Here is a 16,377-nt window from a genome sequence, read left to right as displayed (position 1 = left end):
CTGAAAGAGAAAGGCGGGCTCGTGGACGACAACGAACTTGACACGTGCGTGATCGGAGCAGGGCCCGCCGGGCTCGCGGTGGCCAGGGCACTGGCCGACAGGGGTCTCCCGTACACGCACGTCGAACGGCACACCGCGGTCGGCGGCATCTGGGACATCGACAACCCCGGCGGCCCGATGTACTCCTCCGCCCACTTCATCTCCAGCAAGACCAGGTCGGCGTTCGGCGGGTGGCCGATGCCCGACCACTTCCCGGACTACCCCTCACACCGGCAGGTCCTGAGCTACCTCAGGTCCTTCGCCGCCGCGTACGGGCTGACCGAGCGCATCGAGTTCGGCGTCGAGATCCGCGACGTCGAGAAGAACGCCGACGGCACCTGGACCGTCACCAGGGCCGACGGCAGCAGCACCGTGCACGCGCAGGTGGTGGTGTGCACCGGTTCCCAGTGGCACCCCAACATCCCCGAGCTGCCGGGACACTTCACCGGCGAGGTCCGGCACACCATGGGCTACCGCGACGCGGCCGAGCTGCGCGGCAAGCGGGTGCTCGTCGTCGGCGCGGGCAACTCCGGCTGCGACATCGCCTGCGACGCCGCACGCACCGCCGACCACGCCGTGATCAGCATGCGCCGCGGCTACTGGTTCATCCCCAAGCACCTGTTCGGCCGCCCGGTCGACACGTTGTCCGACACCGGGCCGCACCTGCCGAAGTGGCTGGAGCAGAAGGTCTTCGGCGCGCTGCTCAGGATGTTCGACGGCGACCCCGCGCGGCTCGGCCTGCCCGCACCCGACCACCGGCTGTTCGAGACGCACCCGGTCGTCAACTCGATGCTGATCCACCACCTGCGGCACGGCGACATCACGGCCAAGCCCGGCATCGCGCACACCGACGGCAAGACGGTGGTCTTCACCGACGGCACCTGGGACGAGTTCGATCTCGTCCTGCTCGCTACCGGCTACCGCCACGCGGTTCCGGTGGCGCAGCGGTACTTCGGCGACGAACAGCACCCGGACCTGTACCTGTCGGTGTTCTCCCGCGAGCACCGCGGGTTGTGCGGGGTCGGGTTCATCGAGACGAACTCGGGCGCCTACCAGCTCTTCGACCTCCAGGCGCAGCTCATCGCCTCGTACGTCCGAAGTGGACCCGAGCGGTTCACGCGGATGATCCGCGAGGACCGGCCCGACCTCAGCGGTGGCCTCAAGTTCGTCGACTCGCCGCGGCACACCGGGTACGTCGACAGCGGTGCGTACCTGAAGCACGTGACGAAGCTGGCGAGGGAGATGGGCTGGCCGACCGAGGGCAGGCCTCCGGCGCCCGCCGCGTTCCGGTACGAGGAGGCGGTGTGAGCCTCGAAGTCCGCAACCCCGCGACGGGCGAGCTGATCACCACCCTGCCCGTCACCACCCAGGCCGAGGTCACCGCGGCTGCCGAACGCGCCGCGCTGGCCCAGGAGAGCTGGTCGCGGCGGTCACCGCGAGAACGCGCGGCCGTCCTGTCGCGACTCGCGGACCTGATGGAACGCGACGCCGAGGTCCTCGCGCGGCTCGACTGCGAGGACGCGGGCAAGCCGATCACCGAGTGCCGGACCTGTGACGTACCGGGAGCGATCGAGTCGGTGCGCTGGTTCGCCGAGGCCGCGGACAAGGTCTTCGGCCGCGTCGCCCCCACCGGCCCCGGCCACCTCGGCGTCATCACCCGCGAGCCCGTCGGGGTGGTCGCCGCGATCCTGCCGTGGAACTACCCGCTCGCCATGGCCGCGTGGAAGATCGGCCCCGCGCTCGCCGCCGGGAACTGCCTGCTGCTCAAGCCCGCCGAGCAGACACCGCGGTCGGCACTGCGCCTGGCGGGTCTCGCCGAGGAGGCCGGTCTGCCCGGCGGCGTGCTGACGGTCCTGCCGGGCGACGGTGCCGTCACGGGTGTCGCACTGGCCGGTGATCCGGTGGTGGGAGCACTCTCGTTCACAGGCTCGACCGCCACCGGACGTCTCGTGCTCGCCACGGCCGCGCTGACGAACTTCAAGCGCGTGTCGCTGGAGATGGGCGGCAAGAGCCCGCAGGTGCTGATGGCGGACGCGCTCGGGTTCGGCGACCTCGTCGAGAACATGGTCGACGCCGCGTTCCTCACCGCCGGCCAGAACTGCACGGCGGGCTCCCGCGTCCTGGTGCACCGCGACATCGCCGACGAGGTGGTGGACCGGTTCGTCACGGCCGTCGGCGCACTGGTCGTCGGTGATCCGGCCGACCCCGCGACCCGGATCGGCCCGCTGATCAGTCACACCGCCAGGGACCGGGTGGCGAAGGCGGTGGACGAGGCCCGCGCGGCCGGTGCCCGCGTGCACGCCGCTGACCTGCCGGACGGCCTGCACCCCGGTGGTGCGTACTACCCGCCGACCGTGGTCACCGACGTCCCTTACGGATCGGCTGTCCTCACCGACGAGCTGTTCGGGCCCGTCGTCACCGTCCAGACCTTCACCACCGCGGAGGAAGCGGTCCGGCTCGCCAACGACACCGACTACGGTCTCGCCGCCTCGGTGTGGACGCGGGACATCGACCTCGCCTGGCGGCTGGCACGCGGCATCCACGCGGGCGTCATCTCGGTCAACTCCTACAGCGAAGGCGACATCACCACGCCGTTCGGCGGCTGGAAGCAGTCGGGGTTCGGTGGCGCGGAGAAGTCCACGACCGCGTTCGACCAGTGGACCAGGGAGAAGACGACGTGGGTGCGCACGCGCTGATCAGTCGTCCTGGTCGAGCACCGTGCCGCGCAGCTGCAACGGGGTCATGTCGTGCCAGCGGCGGATCGCCCGGCGCAGCGCGCGGACGTCGGAGAACCCGGTCCGGCGCGTGATGTCGGTCAGCGTCAGCTCTGGCTGCCGCAGCAGCTGTTCGACCCGCTCCCGCCGCACGCCGTCGACGAGCGCCTCGTAGGTGGTGCCGCACTCGGCGAGACGGCGGCGCAACGTCCGTTCACCCGTCGCCTGCCTGCGCGCCTGTTCGGCGAAGGTCGGCACGTCCGGCAGGCTCTGCGCGATCGAGACCTCCAGCACCTCCAGCAGGTCCTGGCGGGAGCGCCGGGACGCCACCTGGCTCTCGAGCACCGCGAGCGTGGAGGAGTAGGTGACCGGGTCGCGGGAGGGCATCTCGGTGCGCCCGGACCCGGCGGGGAAGACGAGAGCGTTGCGAGGTGCGGAGAAGCGGACCGGGCAGCGGAACAGGTCGGCGAACGGCGTGGTGTCCGGCGGGGTGGGGAAGGCGAACTCCACCTGCCGCGGCCGGAACTCGGCCAGCGTGAACCGCGTGACGGTGACGACGCTCGCGAAGGCCTCCTCGATCAGGAACGTGCCGACGCCGGGGTCCACCGCCGGATCAGGCAGGTCGGCCCACAGCGTGAAGCCGTCGTCGGCCTGCCCCGCCGACCACACCACCATCGCGCCGGAGAGGTTCTGGAACCGCACGCCCGTCTCGACGGCGTCTTTGAGCGTGTCGGCGGCCATGAGGGCGAACCCCATCAGGCCCCACGCGGCGGGGTGCTGCCGGGCACCGACCCGCAGTCCCAGGTGGTCGTTGCCGGTGAGGCGCAGGGCGTGCCGGATGACCTCGCTGCCCTGGCGGTAGGACACCCGCAGGTCCGCCGCTGCCAGCACGGTCTCGTCCAGACCGGCGTGCGCGAGCGCCGGCCGCAGATCCGCGCTGAGGTCATCAGTGACCGTGACGAGGTACCGCAGGATGAACGGCGCGATGGTCGCGGACGTGCTGCGGTTGGTCGGGCCGGCTCCGGCGTGCGGCTGGGCGGGCATCGCACAGGTCCTTTCCTCGTCGCTGCGCTCCGGGCAGCACGCAAATCATGCCCGTTCACCCGTTCGCCGGAACAGCACCCCGCCGGTCGTCGAATTCGACTGTCGGACGCCAGGTCCGCAGTGGACGGTCTTTCGCGAAAACCGAGCGATGCGCGGATTTCCCGGTGTTCGTTGCTTTGTGTACACGGAGTTGTCATGTCCGCGATATGTGAAAGTTCTTCGCGTCGATCTAGCCTCGCGGCGTCGTGCTCGAACATGAGTCAGGAGTCGTGCGGTGCGCGTGGTCCGAATGACCAGATCTGTTGCTGTCGTTGGCTTGTTGGCGGCGAGTGTGCAGTCGTCGGCCGCGGTCCCCGCCGTGGCCGCACCACCGGCGAGCGGTGCGTGATCATGGGACAGACCGACAGGCGCCGGTTCCTGCTGGGCTCCGGTCTCGCGGCCGGAGCCGTGCTCAGCGGCACACCGGCCCACGCGCACGACGAGCGCCGCGACGGGTACCTCTGGCTGGCAGGCGACCACCACATCCACAGTCAGTACAGCAACGACGCGATGTACCCGGTGGCCACCCAGGTCGAACGCGCGCGGCGACACGGCCTGAGCTGGTTGACGATCACCGACCACGGCAACGTCCCGTTCGCGACGCACAGCGTTCCTCCGCTGACGTCGGACATCGCGGCGGCGCGGCGCGCGTACGAGGACGTGCTGGTGTTCACCGGCCTGGAGTGGAACATCCCGGCGGGCGAGCACACCACGCTGATGCTCGCTCCCGGTCGCAACGAGGCCGGTGTGTTGCAGGAGTTCGTCACCCGGTTCGACGCGCGGGTGAACGGCACGCGCGACGGCACGCCCGCCAACGAGGCGATCGCGTTGGAGGCGTTGAAGTTTCTGAAGGACGCCGTGGCCGCGCGCCGGATCGACGACGCTCTCGTGCTGCCGAACCACCCGTCGCGGCTGGGCATCAACTCCCCGCAGGAGACCAGGAACTGGAGGGACGCCGCGCCGAGCGTCGTGATCGGCATGGAGGGCGCGCCCGGTCACCAGGCGGCGGGCCTGCCGGCGCCCGGCATGGCGCGCGGCCGCGGGTTGTACGACTCGGCCCCCGGCAAGTTCTCGTTCCCCGGCTATCCGGCCGAGAGCTACCGCACCTGGGGAGGGTTCGACTGGGCCACCTCCACGGTCGGCGGCCTCTGGGACAGCCTGCTCGCCGAGGGCAAGCCGTGGTGGATCACCACGACCTCGGACGGCCACCAGGGCTGCGGGGACTGGATGAAGAACCCGGTCGACAAGCTGGACCAGCAGGGCTACGACAACGTGCCGTACGACAGCGAAGGGCACACGTTCAACAGCACCGGCCGCTTCCCGGACCCGGTGAACGCCGGTCGCCCCGTCACGGAGTACAGCTCGTTCCCGCCGGGCGCCTACAACAAGACCTGGGTCGGCGTGACGCACCGCGGGCACCGCGAGGTGATGCGGGCGATGCGGGCCGGCCGGATGTGGGTCTGCCTCGGCGATCTCGTGGCCGGCCTGGACGTGCGGCTGCGCCGGCGCGGATCCGGCGCGGGCGGCGTCGCGATGGGCGGCACGCTGCGGGTGCGGCGCGGTGACGTGGTCGAGGTGGTGGTGCGGATCGATGTGGCCGACCAGCCCAACTTCGCCGGTTTCGTGCCCCAGCTCGCGCGGGTCGACCTGATCGTCGGAGGGATCACCGGCCCCGTCACTGATCGGTCCGTGTTCCACACACCGCACACGAAAGTCGTGCGGTCATGGGATGTCCGGCGGCGGACCGGCACCGTCGAACTGGTCCACCGGATCACCGTCGACGGGCCGTTCTACGTCCGGGTCCGCGGCACCGACGGCAAGCGGAGCGCTCCGGGCTACCACGGAGCGGCTGTGGATCCGGCCGGTCCGGCGATCGACGTGGCCGGCAAGTCCGACCCGTGGGAAGACCTCTGGTTCTACTCGAACCCGGTTTTCGCCGCTGCAGAACGCTGAACGGCGGGTACCGCGCCCGGGAGTGGTGAGGCGCGGCACCCACCGCGCCTCGGTACGGACGACGCAGGGTCTGAGCATGTTCGTGGAATCCCTTCGCGGTTATAGTGCACGCTTCCAGCACACCGCACCGGTACTGCGGGCCGCACGCGCCGACTGTCCGGAACCACCGGCCACCTGGCTGCAACGCGCGTGATGAACGGCGCTTTTGTCCGTCTCAAATGGACAAAAGTGCCGTTCATCACGAGCTGGAGGTGGCGCCCGACTTGGTGGGGATGATCGAACACATGGGTATGTCCGAACTGGACTCGCGCAAGGTCGAGCAGTGGTTCCGCCGCCGGGGCCTGCCCGCGGTGGTGCGTGGACTGGAGAAGAACCTCGCGGTCCGCATCGTTCCCGCCGTGGTGTGGCTGGGGCTGACCGACGTCCTGTACGCCGTGCTGACCTTCGTCGACGGGGACGCCGAGTTCCAGTCGCGGCTCGAGAATCCCCTCTTCCTGGTGCTCTACACCGTGGCGCTGGCCGGGTCGGTCGTCTTCCCCGCCGTCGGTGCGTGGCTCACCGCGGGCTGGGCACGCGATCGAGCCCTGGACGACCGCGGTTTCGAAGTCGCTTTGGTGATCATCGGCTGCTACGTGGTGGTGTGGCCGTTCGCGGCCACCCTGCTCGACGGCTCGGCCATCTTGATACCCGCGTTGACGGGCAGCCTCGCCGCTCTGCTCGTGGTGGCGGCGCTGCTCGTGCTGACCGCGGTCGGCATGGGGTCGATCTTCGGGTGGGCACTGCGGGCGGCGCTGCGTCAGCTGCGAAGCGTCGGGACGATGACCAGCCGCGCCATGCCGTTGTTGTTGCTGGTGACGACGTTCGGTTTCTACACGGCGGAGATCTGGCAGAGCGCCGGGCAGATCTCCAGGAGCCGGATGTTGCTGGTTCTCGGCTTCTTCGCGGTCCTGGGCGGCCTGTTCCTGCGGTCGGTGTTCGCCGCGGAACTCCGCGAGCTGAGCACCGGCTGGAGTCACCGGGTGAGTGCTCTGCCCGCTGATCCGTTCGGCGGTGCGAGCGCGCCGGCTGAGGGCACCACGCCGCCGCTGACCGGGCTGGAGCGCGCGAACATGCTGCTGATCCTGCTGCTCACGCAGATGCTGCAGGCACTGGTGTTCGCGGCGGTGGTCTTCGCGGCCTTCGCCGTGCTCGGGAAGCTCACCGTGCCGGACGCCGCCGTGAAGTCGTGGGTGGGCCACGATCCCGCCCGGGGCGAGCTGTTCGGCGTCCAGCTCCCGATGGCGAACGACCTGGTGCAGGTGTGCCTGTTCATCGCCGCCTTCTCGACGTTGTACTTCATCGCGACCATCGTCACCGATGCCGCCCAGCGCAAGACGTTCTTCGAACCGGTGCTGGAACACCTCGAGGTGAGCCTCGCGGGACGCGCGGTCTACCTGGCCCGCTACGGCGCGCGCACGTCCCCGCGTCGCGCCGACCCGGCTGAGCAGGCCCCACGACCGTAGCCGTTCACGGGTAACGGGTTCGGGGCACGCCTTTGTGGATCCTGGTCCATTGTGGACCCGCGGTTCGACGACGTTCGACCACGATCGTCGAATCCTTCGAACGCGGGGGTTCGACGGCGTTCGAGCAGGTGTTGTCGATTCGCGTGAACACGTTGCGGCACAACCACCTGTGAACCGACAAGGTTGTTCGCTACGCTTCGTGTCGAAGCGCTTCGCAGGCTTCCTCATCCGTCCACAGTGGATGTACGGAGGTACACAGGTGTACCGGTCCAAGTCGGCGGCCGCGGCCGTCCTCACCGCCGCGCTGGCGGCAGTCACGATCAGCGTCCCGCAGGCCTCGGCCGCCACCGGGTGCAAGGTCGCCTACGAGGTGACCAACGAGTGGCAGGGCGGCTTCATCGCCAAGGTGGACGTCACGAACCTCGGTGACCCGGTCACCTCCTGGCGTCTCACGTGGTCGTTCGGCGGCGGGCAGACGGTCTCGCAGATCTGGAACGGGACGGTGCGCCAGACCGGCGCGCAGGTCGCGGTCGACAACGTGAACTACAACGGCTCGCTCGCCACCGGCGCGAGCGCCGGCATCGGCTTCGTCGTGAACGGCTCGACGAGTCCGGCCCCGGCCGACTTCGCGCTCAACGGCACCTCGTGCACGGGTCAGGCGCCGCCTCCACCGGACGGCTTGGCCCAGGCGCACACCGCGGGCCGCGTCACCAAGTCCGGGCAGTACAGCTGGCCCGGCGTCTACTTCGAGGGCCGGTTCCGCGGCACCGGCGTCGGGGTCGTCCTGAACGACTCGAACAACGACTACGACGTCCAGGTCGACGGCACGACCGTCGCGACGCTGGTGACGCCGGGCAAGGTCACGCACTGGGTGAACAACCTCAGCAACGCCGAGCACCGCGTCCGGCTGGTCAAGCGGACCGAGAGCCCGTGGGCGGCGGGGGAGTTCGGCGGGTTCGTCGCCGCGAGCGGCGGGTCGATCCTGGCCAAGCCCGCGGCCAGGTCCCGGCAGATCGAGTTCATCGGCGACTCGCTGACCGCCGGCTACGGCAACCTCTCCACCACCCGCGACTGCTCCTCGAACGGCGGCGTCGCCCGCAACACCAACACCGACGTGAGCTTCGGGGCCCTCACCGCCCGCGCGCTGAACGCCGACTACCAGGTCAACGCGTTCTCCGGCCGCGGCATGGTGCGCAACTACAACGGCGGAGACCCCGGCACGAGCTACCGCACGTACTACGACCGGGCGTTGCTGCACGTCGACGGCGACGTCTGGCAGAACCCCGGCACCTGGAAGCCGCAGGTCGTCGTGGTCGGCCTGGGCACCAACGACTTCTCCACCGCGCTCAGGCCCGGCGAGCAGTGGCCCACCCAGGAAAGCCTGGTGGCGGCGTACCGCTCGGCCTACGTCGCCTTCCTGCAGAAGCTGCGCACCCGTTACGGCTCGGGCACGACCATCATCGTCGGCGTGCCCCAAGCGTCCGGGGCGTTCGCCGACGCCGCGCGCCAGGTCGTGCAGGACCGCACCAACCAGGGCGACAGCCGAGTCCGGTACTGGAACTTCGCGGACTCGGCGCTCGACCTGCTCGGGTGCGACTGGCACTTCTCGGCGCGCGACCACAGGTTGATCGCCACGAAGCTCGGCGACTACCTCGCGGGGCTGTCCCTCGGCTGGTAGTCGCGGCGCGGCCTGCCCGTCACTTCGGGTCGAGCACGAAAACCGGGATCTGCCTGTCGGTCTTGGTCTGGTACTCGGCGTAGGACGGGTAGGCCGCCACGGCCCGCTCCCACCACTCGGCCCGCTCGGTGCCGTCGACCTCGCGGGCGACGTAGTTCTTCACCACCGTGCCGTCCTGCAGGACGACCTCCGGGTGCGCCACGATGTTGTGGTACCAGGTGGGGTGCTCGGGTGCGCCGCCCTTGGACGCCACCACGGCGTAGCTGCCGTCGTGCTCCACGCGCATGACGGGGGTGTAGCGCAGCTTGCCGCTCTTCGCCCCGCGCACGGTCAGCAGCACGATCGGCTTGCCGAGCACCTTGATGCCCTCGGTGGTTCCCGTCTCCAGGATCTTCTTCGTCTGGTTCTGCACCCACTCGGTGGGGCTGAGCTCCACGGTCTCGTTCGCCATGTCACGATCAACAATGTGCTCGCGGACGGCATTCCCCGCCCGCTCAGTGCTGGGCGAACTGCACGGTGGTGGGCTGGATCACGTCCGGTTTGACCGGAAGGGCGTTCAGGACCAGGCGTTCGCCGTAGAGGTCGGTGACCGCGACCTGACCGCCGCAGCCCGCCCCGTTCTCGGAGAGGAAGTAGTTGTAGTCGGCGCGCTTGAGCTGCCTCCACTGCCCGCCGGCCTGGACCTCCAGCCGTGCCACCGGGTTGCGGTGGTCGATGACCTGGATGCCGCACCAGTACTGGCTGGAGCCGGTCTTGTAGCGGATCGAGATCTTCTTCGACAGCGCCGGGCTCACGAGCGTCCAGGTGATCGGGATTTCACCCTGGACGGGTGGTGCCAGCTGGGCGAACGCCTGCGCGCTCAGATCGAGCTGCCCGACCCGGCAGGGCGCGGGGCAGAGGTTCGTGATCCGCACGGTGATGCTCTTGCCGTTGGCCGCCTTGACCAGGACGTACGCACCGCACGCCGCGGAGTCCTCGTAGTCCGACCAGTTCATCGCCGCGGTCAGCGGGTCGGGGCTCGCGTCGTACGAACACGCGCCGCTGCCGTTGGAGTCGTAGAACGTCGCCACCCCGGTGCGGGTCACGCCCGGCTGGAGCTTTCCCGCCAGGGGTGCGGCGGCCGGGGTCGGTGCCTTCGGTGGTGCGGAGGCTGTCGTCGTGGTGGTGCTCGTCGTCGTGGTCGGGCTCACCGAGCTGCTCGGGACGGACGTGGCCTCACCGAGGTCCGCCGCGGCGCTCACACCGGCTGCGGCGACGGCCTCGCCCGCGACACCGGGCTGGCCGCGCAGCGCGACCACGCCCACCACACCGGCGACCACGACCACCAACGCGAGCACTGCGGCCATCGGCCACCGTCTGACCAGCATGTGACTCCTAGGCGAGGGAACGGAAGCGGCCACGCATCATAGTTCGCTGCACGGCGATGAAGACCAGCAGCAGGACACCGATCACAATTTTCGTCCACCACGAGCTGAGCGTGCCCTGGAACGAGATCAGCGTCTGGATCGTGCCGAGCACCAGCACACCCACCAGCCCGCCGAGCACGTAGCCGACGCCGCCGGCGAGCAGCGTGCCGCCGATGACGACCGCCGCGATGGCGTCGAGTTCCATGCCGACGGCGTGCAGGCCGTAGCCGGAGAGCATGTAGAGGCTGAACAGCAGGCCCGCGAGCGAGGAGCAGAAACCGCTGATGACGTACACGCCGACCTTGGCTCGTGAGGTCTTGAGTCCCATCAGCAGTGCGGACTGCTCGTTGCCGCCGACCGCGTAGACCGTGCGGCCGAAGCGGGTGCGGTGCAGGACGTAGAGGGCGGCGAGGACGACCAGGAGCGCGATGATCACGTTGTAGGTGATCGTGACGCCGCCGGGCAGTTCGATGACGGCGGTGGCGACGTCGCGGAAGGTGGTGTCCTTGATGGAGACGGATTCCACGCTGATGAGGAAGCAGAGGCCGCGGGCGAGGAACATGCCGGCGAGGGTGACGATGAAGGGCTGGATGTCGAACTTGTGGATGACCAGGCCCATGAGCAGTCCGAGCGTCGAGCCGATCAGCAGGACGGCGATGATGACCAGGGGGACCGGCCATCCTGCGCGGAGTCCGGCGGCGGTGACCATTGTGGACAGTGCGACGACGGAGCCGACGGAGAGGTCGATGCCGCCGCTGAGGATGACGAAGGTCATGCCGGCGGCGAGCACGATGAGGAAGGCGTTGTCGATGAACAGGTTCGCGATGACCTGACCGGACGCGAACCCGTCGTACCGCACCGAGCCCACGCCGAAGGCGAGGACGAACAGGATCACGGTCGCGAGGACGGGGAGGAACCGTGACGGCACTCGTTGGGCGAGAGCGGTCATGAGACGGCCACCTTCCGGAAGCTGAGTGCGGCGCGGGCCTTCGGTGCCTGCACGAGGCAGACCGCGATGACGACGATCGCCTTGAAGACCAGCGTGACCTCGGGTGCGACGCCGATCGTGTAGACGGTGGTGGTCAGCGTCTGGATGATCAGCGCCCCGAGCAGGGTGCCGGTCAGCGAGTAGCGGCCACCGGCGAGCGAGGTGCCGCCGATGACGACGGCGAGGATCGCGTCCATCTCGATCCACAGGCCCGCGTTGTTGGCGTCGGCGGCGCTCACGTTCGAGCTGATCATCAGGCCCGCGATGCCCGCGCAGACGGCGGCGAAGACGTAGACGGTCCAGATGATCGTCTTCGATTTCACGCCGGCGAGGCGGGAGGCCTCGGGGTTCACGCCGACAGATTCGATCAGCATGCCGAGTGCGGTCTTGCGGGTGGTGAACGCGACCAGGCCCAGCACCGCGAGGGCGATCAGGATCGAGATCGGCAGCACCACGAACCCGGCGCCGACCTGGCGGTACGGGTCGTTGTTGACGGTGATGATCTGACCTTCGGTGACCAGCATGGCGACACCACGGCCCGCGGTCATCAGGACCAGGGTGGCGATGATGGGCTGGATGCCGAGTCCTGCCACCAGGAAACCGTTCCACAGGCCCAGCACCGCGCAGAGCACCAGCGCGATCGCCATGCCGACGAACGCCGTGCCCGCGTCACCGGAGGATCCGATGTGGACACAGGTCACCGCACCGGCGATCGCGGCGACGGCACCGACGGAGAGGTCGATGCCGCGGGTGGCGATGACCAGCGTCATGCCCAGGGCGATCAGCAGGGTCGGTGCGCCGTTCTTGAGCACGTCGACGAGTCCGCCGTAGAGGTGGCCGTCCTGCATGCGCAACGCGAAGAACGACGGCGTCACGACGAGGTTGAGCACCAGCAGCGCGGCGAGTGCGATCAGCGGCCAGAGCAACCGGTTCTTCATGACGCCACCTTCTCCGGTGCGGCACCGCCGGCGATCAGCTCGACGACCTCGTCGAGGCTCGCGCTGCCGTCGAGCTCGGCGATCTTGTGCCGGTCGCGCAGGACGACGATCCGGTCGGCGATGCGGACGACCTCTTCCAGTTCCGCGGAGATGAACAGGATCGCGGTGCCTTCCGCGGCGAGGGTCGTGACGAGGTGCTGGATCTGGGCCTTGGCGCCGATGTCGATGCCGCGCGTCGGCTCGTCGAGGATGAGCAGTCGTGGTTCGGTGACGAGCCAGCGGGCCAGGAGGACCTTCTGCTGGTTGCCGCCGGAGAGCGTGCGCACGAGCGCGTCGGGGTTGGCGGGCCGGATGTCCAGTGCCGCCACGTACTTCTCGACGAGCTCGTCCTTGACGCGGCGGGACAGCGGGCGGGTCCAGCCGCGGGCGGCCTGCATGGCCAGCACGAGGTTGTCGCGGATGCTGAGGTCGGCGACTAGCCCTTCGCCCTTGCGGTCCTCGGAGCTGAACGCGATGCCGGCGGCGATCGCGGAGCGCGGTCCGCGCAGGTGCAGCGGTTTGCCGTCGACGAGCAACCGGCCGGAGTCGGCCTTGTCGGCGCCGAACAGCAGCCGCGCGAGTTCCGTGCGGCCGGAGCCGAGAAGCCCTGCGAGGCCGACCACCTCGCCCGCGCGGATGTCGAGGTCGAACGGTTCGATCGCGCCACGGCGGCCGAGGCCTTCCGCCTGCACCAGCACGGGTCCGTCGGCCTGGTGCTTCTCCGCGGCTTCCTCGATCGCCTCCAGCGCGCCGAGGTCGCGGCCGATCATCTGGGCGATGAGCGCCCGGCGGTCGACGTCCGCGCTGAGGTGCTCGCCGACGAGGGTTCCGTTGCGCAGCACCGTCATGCGGTCGGAGATCTCGTAGACCTGGTCGAGGAAGTGGGAGACGAAGAGGATTGCGACGCCTTCGTCGCGCAGGACGCGCATGATGCGGAACAGCTCGGCGACCTCGCCGGCGTCCAAACTGGACGTCGGTTCGTCGAGCACGAGCACCCGGCAGTCGATCGTGATGGCGCGGGCGATGGCGACGAGCTGCTGCACGGCGATCGGGTGTTCACCGAGGCTCGACGCGGGGTCGATGTGCACTCCGATGCGCGACAGCACTTCCGCCGCGCGCTTGCGCATGGCGGGGAAGTCGATGCCGCCGAGCTTTCTCGGTTCGCGGCCCAGCAGGATGTTCTCCGCGACCGTGAGGTTCGCGCAGAGGTTGACCTCCTGGTACACCGTGCTGATCCCGGCTTCCTGCGCCTGGCCGGGGGAGGAGAACGCCACGTCGGTGCCCGCCAGGACGACCTGCCCGCTGTCGGGCCGGTGGACGCCGGTCAGGGTCTTGATCAGGGTGGACTTGCCGGCGCCGTTCTCGCCCATGAGGGCGTGCACTTCGCCGGGGAACAGCCGGAAGTCGACGTCCTGCAACGCCTTCACGCCGGGGAACGCGAGGCTGATGCCTCGCATCTCGACGACCGGTGACAGTGACTCGGTCATGGCTGGGGCCCTCGTCATTGGGGTGCGGGACCCGTCGCCACTTGGGCAGAGCGACGGGTCCCGCAGTCTTTTGGTGGGATCAGTACTGGCGCGTGGGGAGCGCTGCCTTGGCCTGTTCCTGGTTGAAGGCGCCTTCCTCGGTGACGACCCGTGCGGGGACGTCTTCGCCCTTGACGACCTTCTTGGCGAGTTCCATGAGCTGCTTGCCGAGCAGGGGGTTGCACTCGACGATGTAGTTGATCTCGCCGTTGGCCAGGGCGGTCATGCCGTCCTTGACCGCGTCCACCGTGATGATCTTGATGTCCTTGCCGGGCACCTTGCCCGCGGCCTTGATCGCCTCGATCGCACCGAGGCCCATGTCGTCGTTGTGCGCGTAGACGACGTCGATCTTGGGCTGGGACTTCAGGAAGGCTTCCATGACCTGCTTGCCGCCGGAGCGGGTGAAGTCACCGGTCTGCGACGCCACGATCTTGATGTCGGGCTTGGAGGCGATCTTCTCCTCGAAGCCCTTCTTGCGGTCGATCGCGGGAGCCGCGCCCGTGGTGCCCTGCAGTTCGACGACGTTGGTGGGGCCGGTGGCGTTGGCGACCATCCAGTCACCGGCCTTGCGGCCCTCCTCCACGAAGTCCGAGCCGAGGAACGTCTTGTACAGCGACGTGTCGTCGGAGTCGATCGCGCGGTCGGTCAGGATGACCGGGATGTTGGCCCGCTTGGCCTCCAGCAGCACGGTGTCCCAGCCGGTCTCCACCACCGGGGAGAACGCGATGACCTTGACCTTCTGCTGGATGTAGGAGCGGATCGCCTTGATCTGGTTCTCCTGCTTCTGCTGCGCGTCGGAGAACTTCAGGTCGATCCCGGCGGCCTTGGCCTCTTCCTGGATCGACTTGGTGTTGGCGGTGCGCCAGCCGCTCTCCGCGCCCACCTGGGCGAAGCCCATCGTGATGGCGTCGCCACCGGATGAACCAGTGCCGTTGCCGGCACCGCCAGAACCAGAACCACACGCGGCGAGCGCGCACAGCGCGATCACGCTGGCGGCTGTCGTGATCTTCTTCAGCACAGCGATTCCTCCGAGGTGACTACGGTGTCGCGGAGCCCGGCCACGTGCCCGCGGCTGTCAGGTGGACAACAGTGAACGCTCACATCCGGCGCGTCAAGCCATTGCTCGTAACGAGTTCGCAGCCTTATGTTAGCGCTCACTTCGAGCACGAGAGGCACACTTGCGTGCAGCGGACGCCCTGGTCCGCAGCGCGCTCGCGGCGCCTTCTCGCTGCCGAAGTCGCCTGCCGGCCAGTGTGTGTTGGTGCAACGGGGCACCTCACGCATCATCGAGCGATCGGTGGTCAGCAGGGCGGATCGGCTGCCTCAAAAACCCGCTGACGTGCGATGTTCGGCCTGAAATGAGGAAGGCGATAAAGGTGTCGCATCCTGACTGACTGGTGTTATCGCTAACATATCGGTCTAGACCAAGGGATCGGAGCCCGCTCGTGGAGAAGACCTCGCGTGACCCCGCGATGACCGACGTCGCACGACTCGCAGGGGTATCGCACCAGACGGTCTCGCGCGTCCTGAACAACCACCCGAACGTCCGCGAGCAGACCAGACTGCGCGTGCAGGCGGCCATCAAGGAACTCGACTACCGCCCCAACCGCGCGGCGAGGGCGCTGGTCACCGGCAAGACCCAGCTGATCGGCGTGGTGGCGCAGAACTCGACGCTGTACGGCCCGGCCTCGCTGCTGTCCGCCTTCGAGGAAGCGGCCGGCAAGGCAGGCTTCGCCGTGAGCGTCCGCCGCGTGACAGTGCTGGACCGCGACTCGATCGCGGCCGCAGTAGAACGCCACCGCGACCAACGCGTGGCCGGCATCGTGGTGATCGCCCCGAACGGCTCGGCCGCCGACGCCCTGGCCGACGTCCCGGCAGGCGTACCGCTCGTGACGGTCGACGGCGACCCGGACCGCCCGACCCCGCTGGTGACGGTGGACCAGGCGGCAGGCGCGTTCGAGGCGACAACCCACCTGCTCCAAGCGGGCCACCAAACGGTCTGGCACGTGTCAGGCCCCACCGACTGGTTCGACGCGGCGGGCCGGGCCCAGGGCTGGCGCCGAGCCCTGGAGGCGGCCAACGCCGAGGTGCCACCGCTGGTGACGGCGGACTGGAGCGCGGCATCGGGCCACCGCGCAGGCCAGATGCTGGCGAGGATGCCGGAGGTGACCGCGGTGTTCTGCTCGAACGACCACCTGGCGCTCGGCCTGCTGCTGGCGCTGAGCGAACGGGGCCGTCGAGTGCCGCACGACGTGAGCGTCATCGGCTTCGACGACGTGCCCGAGGCCGCGTACTTCATCCCACCGTTGACGACCGTGCGCCCGGACTTCGCGGCGGTGGCGCGGGAGACGTTGGGGTTGCTGCTGGAGCAGTTGAGCGATGGGGAGACGGCTCGGCCTCGGCGGGCCATTGCGCCGGTGTTGGTCACTCGGGCGAGCGTAGCGCCGCCTGCGTGAGGGGTGGGGTGGCGGCTGGTCCTGCGGGGGTGGTCGCCACTCGTTGGTCGACTTT

At 69.2% G+C, this 16,377-nt stretch carries 13 protein-coding genes; 6 read left to right on the top strand and 7 right to left on the bottom strand.

Annotation, left to right across the window (positions count from 1 at the left end):
- Positions 1-21 precede the first annotated feature (21 nt).
- Positions 22-1,347, top strand: a complete 1,326-nt coding sequence (locus AOM45_RS15495) for a flavin-containing monooxygenase (RefSeq protein WP_030473656.1) — start codon at positions 22-24, stop codon at positions 1,345-1,347.
- Positions 1,344-2,735, top strand: a complete 1,392-nt coding sequence (locus AOM45_RS15490) for an aldehyde dehydrogenase family protein (protein WP_051784767.1) — start codon at positions 1,344-1,346, stop codon at positions 2,733-2,735. Before AOM45_RS15495 ends, AOM45_RS15490 begins: the two co-directional genes overlap by 4 nt.
- Here AOM45_RS15490 and AOM45_RS15485 read toward each other — a convergent pair whose 3' ends face one another.
- Positions 2,736-3,797, bottom strand: a complete 1,062-nt coding sequence (locus tag AOM45_RS15485) for an AraC family transcriptional regulator (RefSeq protein WP_030473658.1) — start codon at positions 3,795-3,797, stop codon at positions 2,736-2,738.
- A gap of 390 nt (positions 3,798-4,187) precedes the next feature.
- Between AOM45_RS15485 and AOM45_RS15480 the strand changes: the two genes are divergently transcribed.
- The 3 genes from AOM45_RS15480 to AOM45_RS15470 all read left to right on the top strand — a co-directional run bounded on the left by AOM45_RS15480 (position 4,188) and on the right by AOM45_RS15470 (position 8,969).
- Positions 4,188-5,789: a PHP domain-containing protein gene (locus tag AOM45_RS15480; RefSeq protein ID WP_051784769.1), complete on the top strand. Its 1,602-nt coding sequence runs from the start codon at positions 4,188-4,190 to the stop codon at positions 5,787-5,789.
- Between the two features lie 284 nt (positions 5,790-6,073).
- Positions 6,074-7,291 (top strand): hypothetical protein, encoded by a 1,218-nt coding sequence (locus AOM45_RS15475; RefSeq protein WP_156094445.1) that lies wholly within the window; start codon positions 6,074-6,076, stop codon positions 7,289-7,291.
- 199 nt (positions 7,292-7,490) lie between these two features.
- A complete protein-coding gene (locus AOM45_RS15470) occupies positions 7,491-8,969 on the top strand; it encodes a cellulose binding domain-containing protein (RefSeq protein WP_236703617.1) in 1,479 nt (492 codons plus the stop codon).
- 19 nt (positions 8,970-8,988) lie between these two features.
- On the opposite strand, the gene AOM45_RS15465 is transcribed toward AOM45_RS15470, so the two are convergent.
- The 6 genes from AOM45_RS15465 to AOM45_RS15440 all read right to left on the bottom strand — a co-directional run bounded on the left by AOM45_RS15465 (position 8,989) and on the right by AOM45_RS15440 (position 14,884).
- Positions 8,989-9,420 carry a nitroreductase family deazaflavin-dependent oxidoreductase gene (locus tag AOM45_RS15465; RefSeq protein ID WP_030473662.1) on the bottom strand — a complete coding sequence of 144 codons (432 nt, stop codon included), beginning with the start codon at positions 9,418-9,420 and terminating at the stop codon, positions 8,989-8,991.
- Between the two features lie 43 nt (positions 9,421-9,463).
- Positions 9,464-10,336 (bottom strand): expansin EXLX1 family cellulose-binding protein, encoded by an 873-nt coding sequence (locus tag AOM45_RS15460; protein WP_236703610.1) that lies wholly within the window; start codon positions 10,334-10,336, stop codon positions 9,464-9,466.
- A 7-nt stretch (positions 10,337-10,343) separates the two neighbouring features.
- Entirely contained in the window at positions 10,344-11,324 is a 981-nt protein-coding gene (gene yjfF, locus AOM45_RS15455; RefSeq protein ID WP_059362481.1) for a galactofuranose ABC transporter, permease protein YjfF, read from the bottom strand.
- On the bottom strand, positions 11,321-12,301 hold the full coding sequence (locus tag AOM45_RS15450) for an ABC transporter permease (protein WP_059362478.1): 981 nt from the start codon (positions 12,299-12,301) through the stop codon (positions 11,321-11,323). Before AOM45_RS15450 ends, yjfF begins: the two co-directional genes overlap by 4 nt.
- Positions 12,298-13,827 carry a sugar ABC transporter ATP-binding protein gene (locus AOM45_RS15445; protein ID WP_059362475.1) on the bottom strand — a complete coding sequence of 510 codons (1,530 nt, stop codon included), beginning with the start codon at positions 13,825-13,827 and terminating at the stop codon, positions 12,298-12,300. The genes AOM45_RS15450 and AOM45_RS15445 overlap by 4 nt, the downstream gene beginning before the upstream one ends.
- A gap of 79 nt (positions 13,828-13,906) precedes the next feature.
- Positions 13,907-14,884 carry an ABC transporter substrate-binding protein gene (locus AOM45_RS15440; RefSeq protein ID WP_169792639.1) on the bottom strand — a complete coding sequence of 326 codons (978 nt, stop codon included), beginning with the start codon at positions 14,882-14,884 and terminating at the stop codon, positions 13,907-13,909.
- Between the two features lie 454 nt (positions 14,885-15,338).
- Here AOM45_RS15440 and AOM45_RS15435 point away from each other — a divergent pair, with 454 nt between their 5' ends.
- Complete coding sequence (locus AOM45_RS15435) at positions 15,339-16,322, top strand: LacI family DNA-binding transcriptional regulator (protein WP_030474303.1); 984 nt, start codon at positions 15,339-15,341, stop codon at positions 16,320-16,322.
- The last annotated feature ends 55 nt before the right edge of the window (positions 16,323-16,377 follow it).

The organism is Lentzea aerocolonigenes (assembly GCF_000974445.1).
Taxonomy (GTDB): domain Bacteria; phylum Actinomycetota; class Actinomycetes; order Mycobacteriales; family Pseudonocardiaceae; genus Lentzea; species Lentzea aerocolonigenes.
Note: the sequence above shows the minus strand (reverse complement) of the source record. Positions and strands in the feature narration are given on the sequence as shown.

Excerpts from the sequence above, each read along its gene's own strand:
- AOM45_RS15485 (WP_030473658.1), bottom strand. The coding sequence starts at position 3,797 with ATGCCCGCCCAGCCGCACGCCGGAGCCGGCCCGACCAACCGCAGCACG.
- AOM45_RS15480 (WP_051784769.1), top strand. The coding sequence starts at position 4,188 with ATGGGACAGACCGACAGGCGCCGGTTCCTGCTGGGCTCCGGTCTCGCG.
- AOM45_RS15475 (WP_156094445.1), top strand. The coding sequence starts at position 6,074 with ATGGGTATGTCCGAACTGGACTCGCGCAAGGTCGAGCAGTGGTTCCGC.
- AOM45_RS15465 (WP_030473662.1), bottom strand. The coding sequence starts at position 9,420 with ATGGCGAACGAGACCGTGGAGCTCAGCCCCACCGAGTGGGTGCAGAAC.
- AOM45_RS15460 (WP_236703610.1), bottom strand. The coding sequence starts at position 10,336 with ATGCTGGTCAGACGGTGGCCGATGGCCGCAGTGCTCGCGTTGGTGGTC.
- yjfF (WP_059362481.1), bottom strand. The coding sequence starts at position 11,324 with ATGACCGCTCTCGCCCAACGAGTGCCGTCACGGTTCCTCCCCGTCCTC.
- AOM45_RS15450 (WP_059362478.1), bottom strand. The coding sequence starts at position 12,301 with ATGAAGAACCGGTTGCTCTGGCCGCTGATCGCACTCGCCGCGCTGCTG.
- AOM45_RS15445 (WP_059362475.1), bottom strand. The coding sequence starts at position 13,827 with ATGACCGAGTCACTGTCACCGGTCGTCGAGATGCGAGGCATCAGCCTC.
- AOM45_RS15435 (WP_030474303.1), top strand. The coding sequence starts at position 15,339 with ATGACCGACGTCGCACGACTCGCAGGGGTATCGCACCAGACGGTCTCG.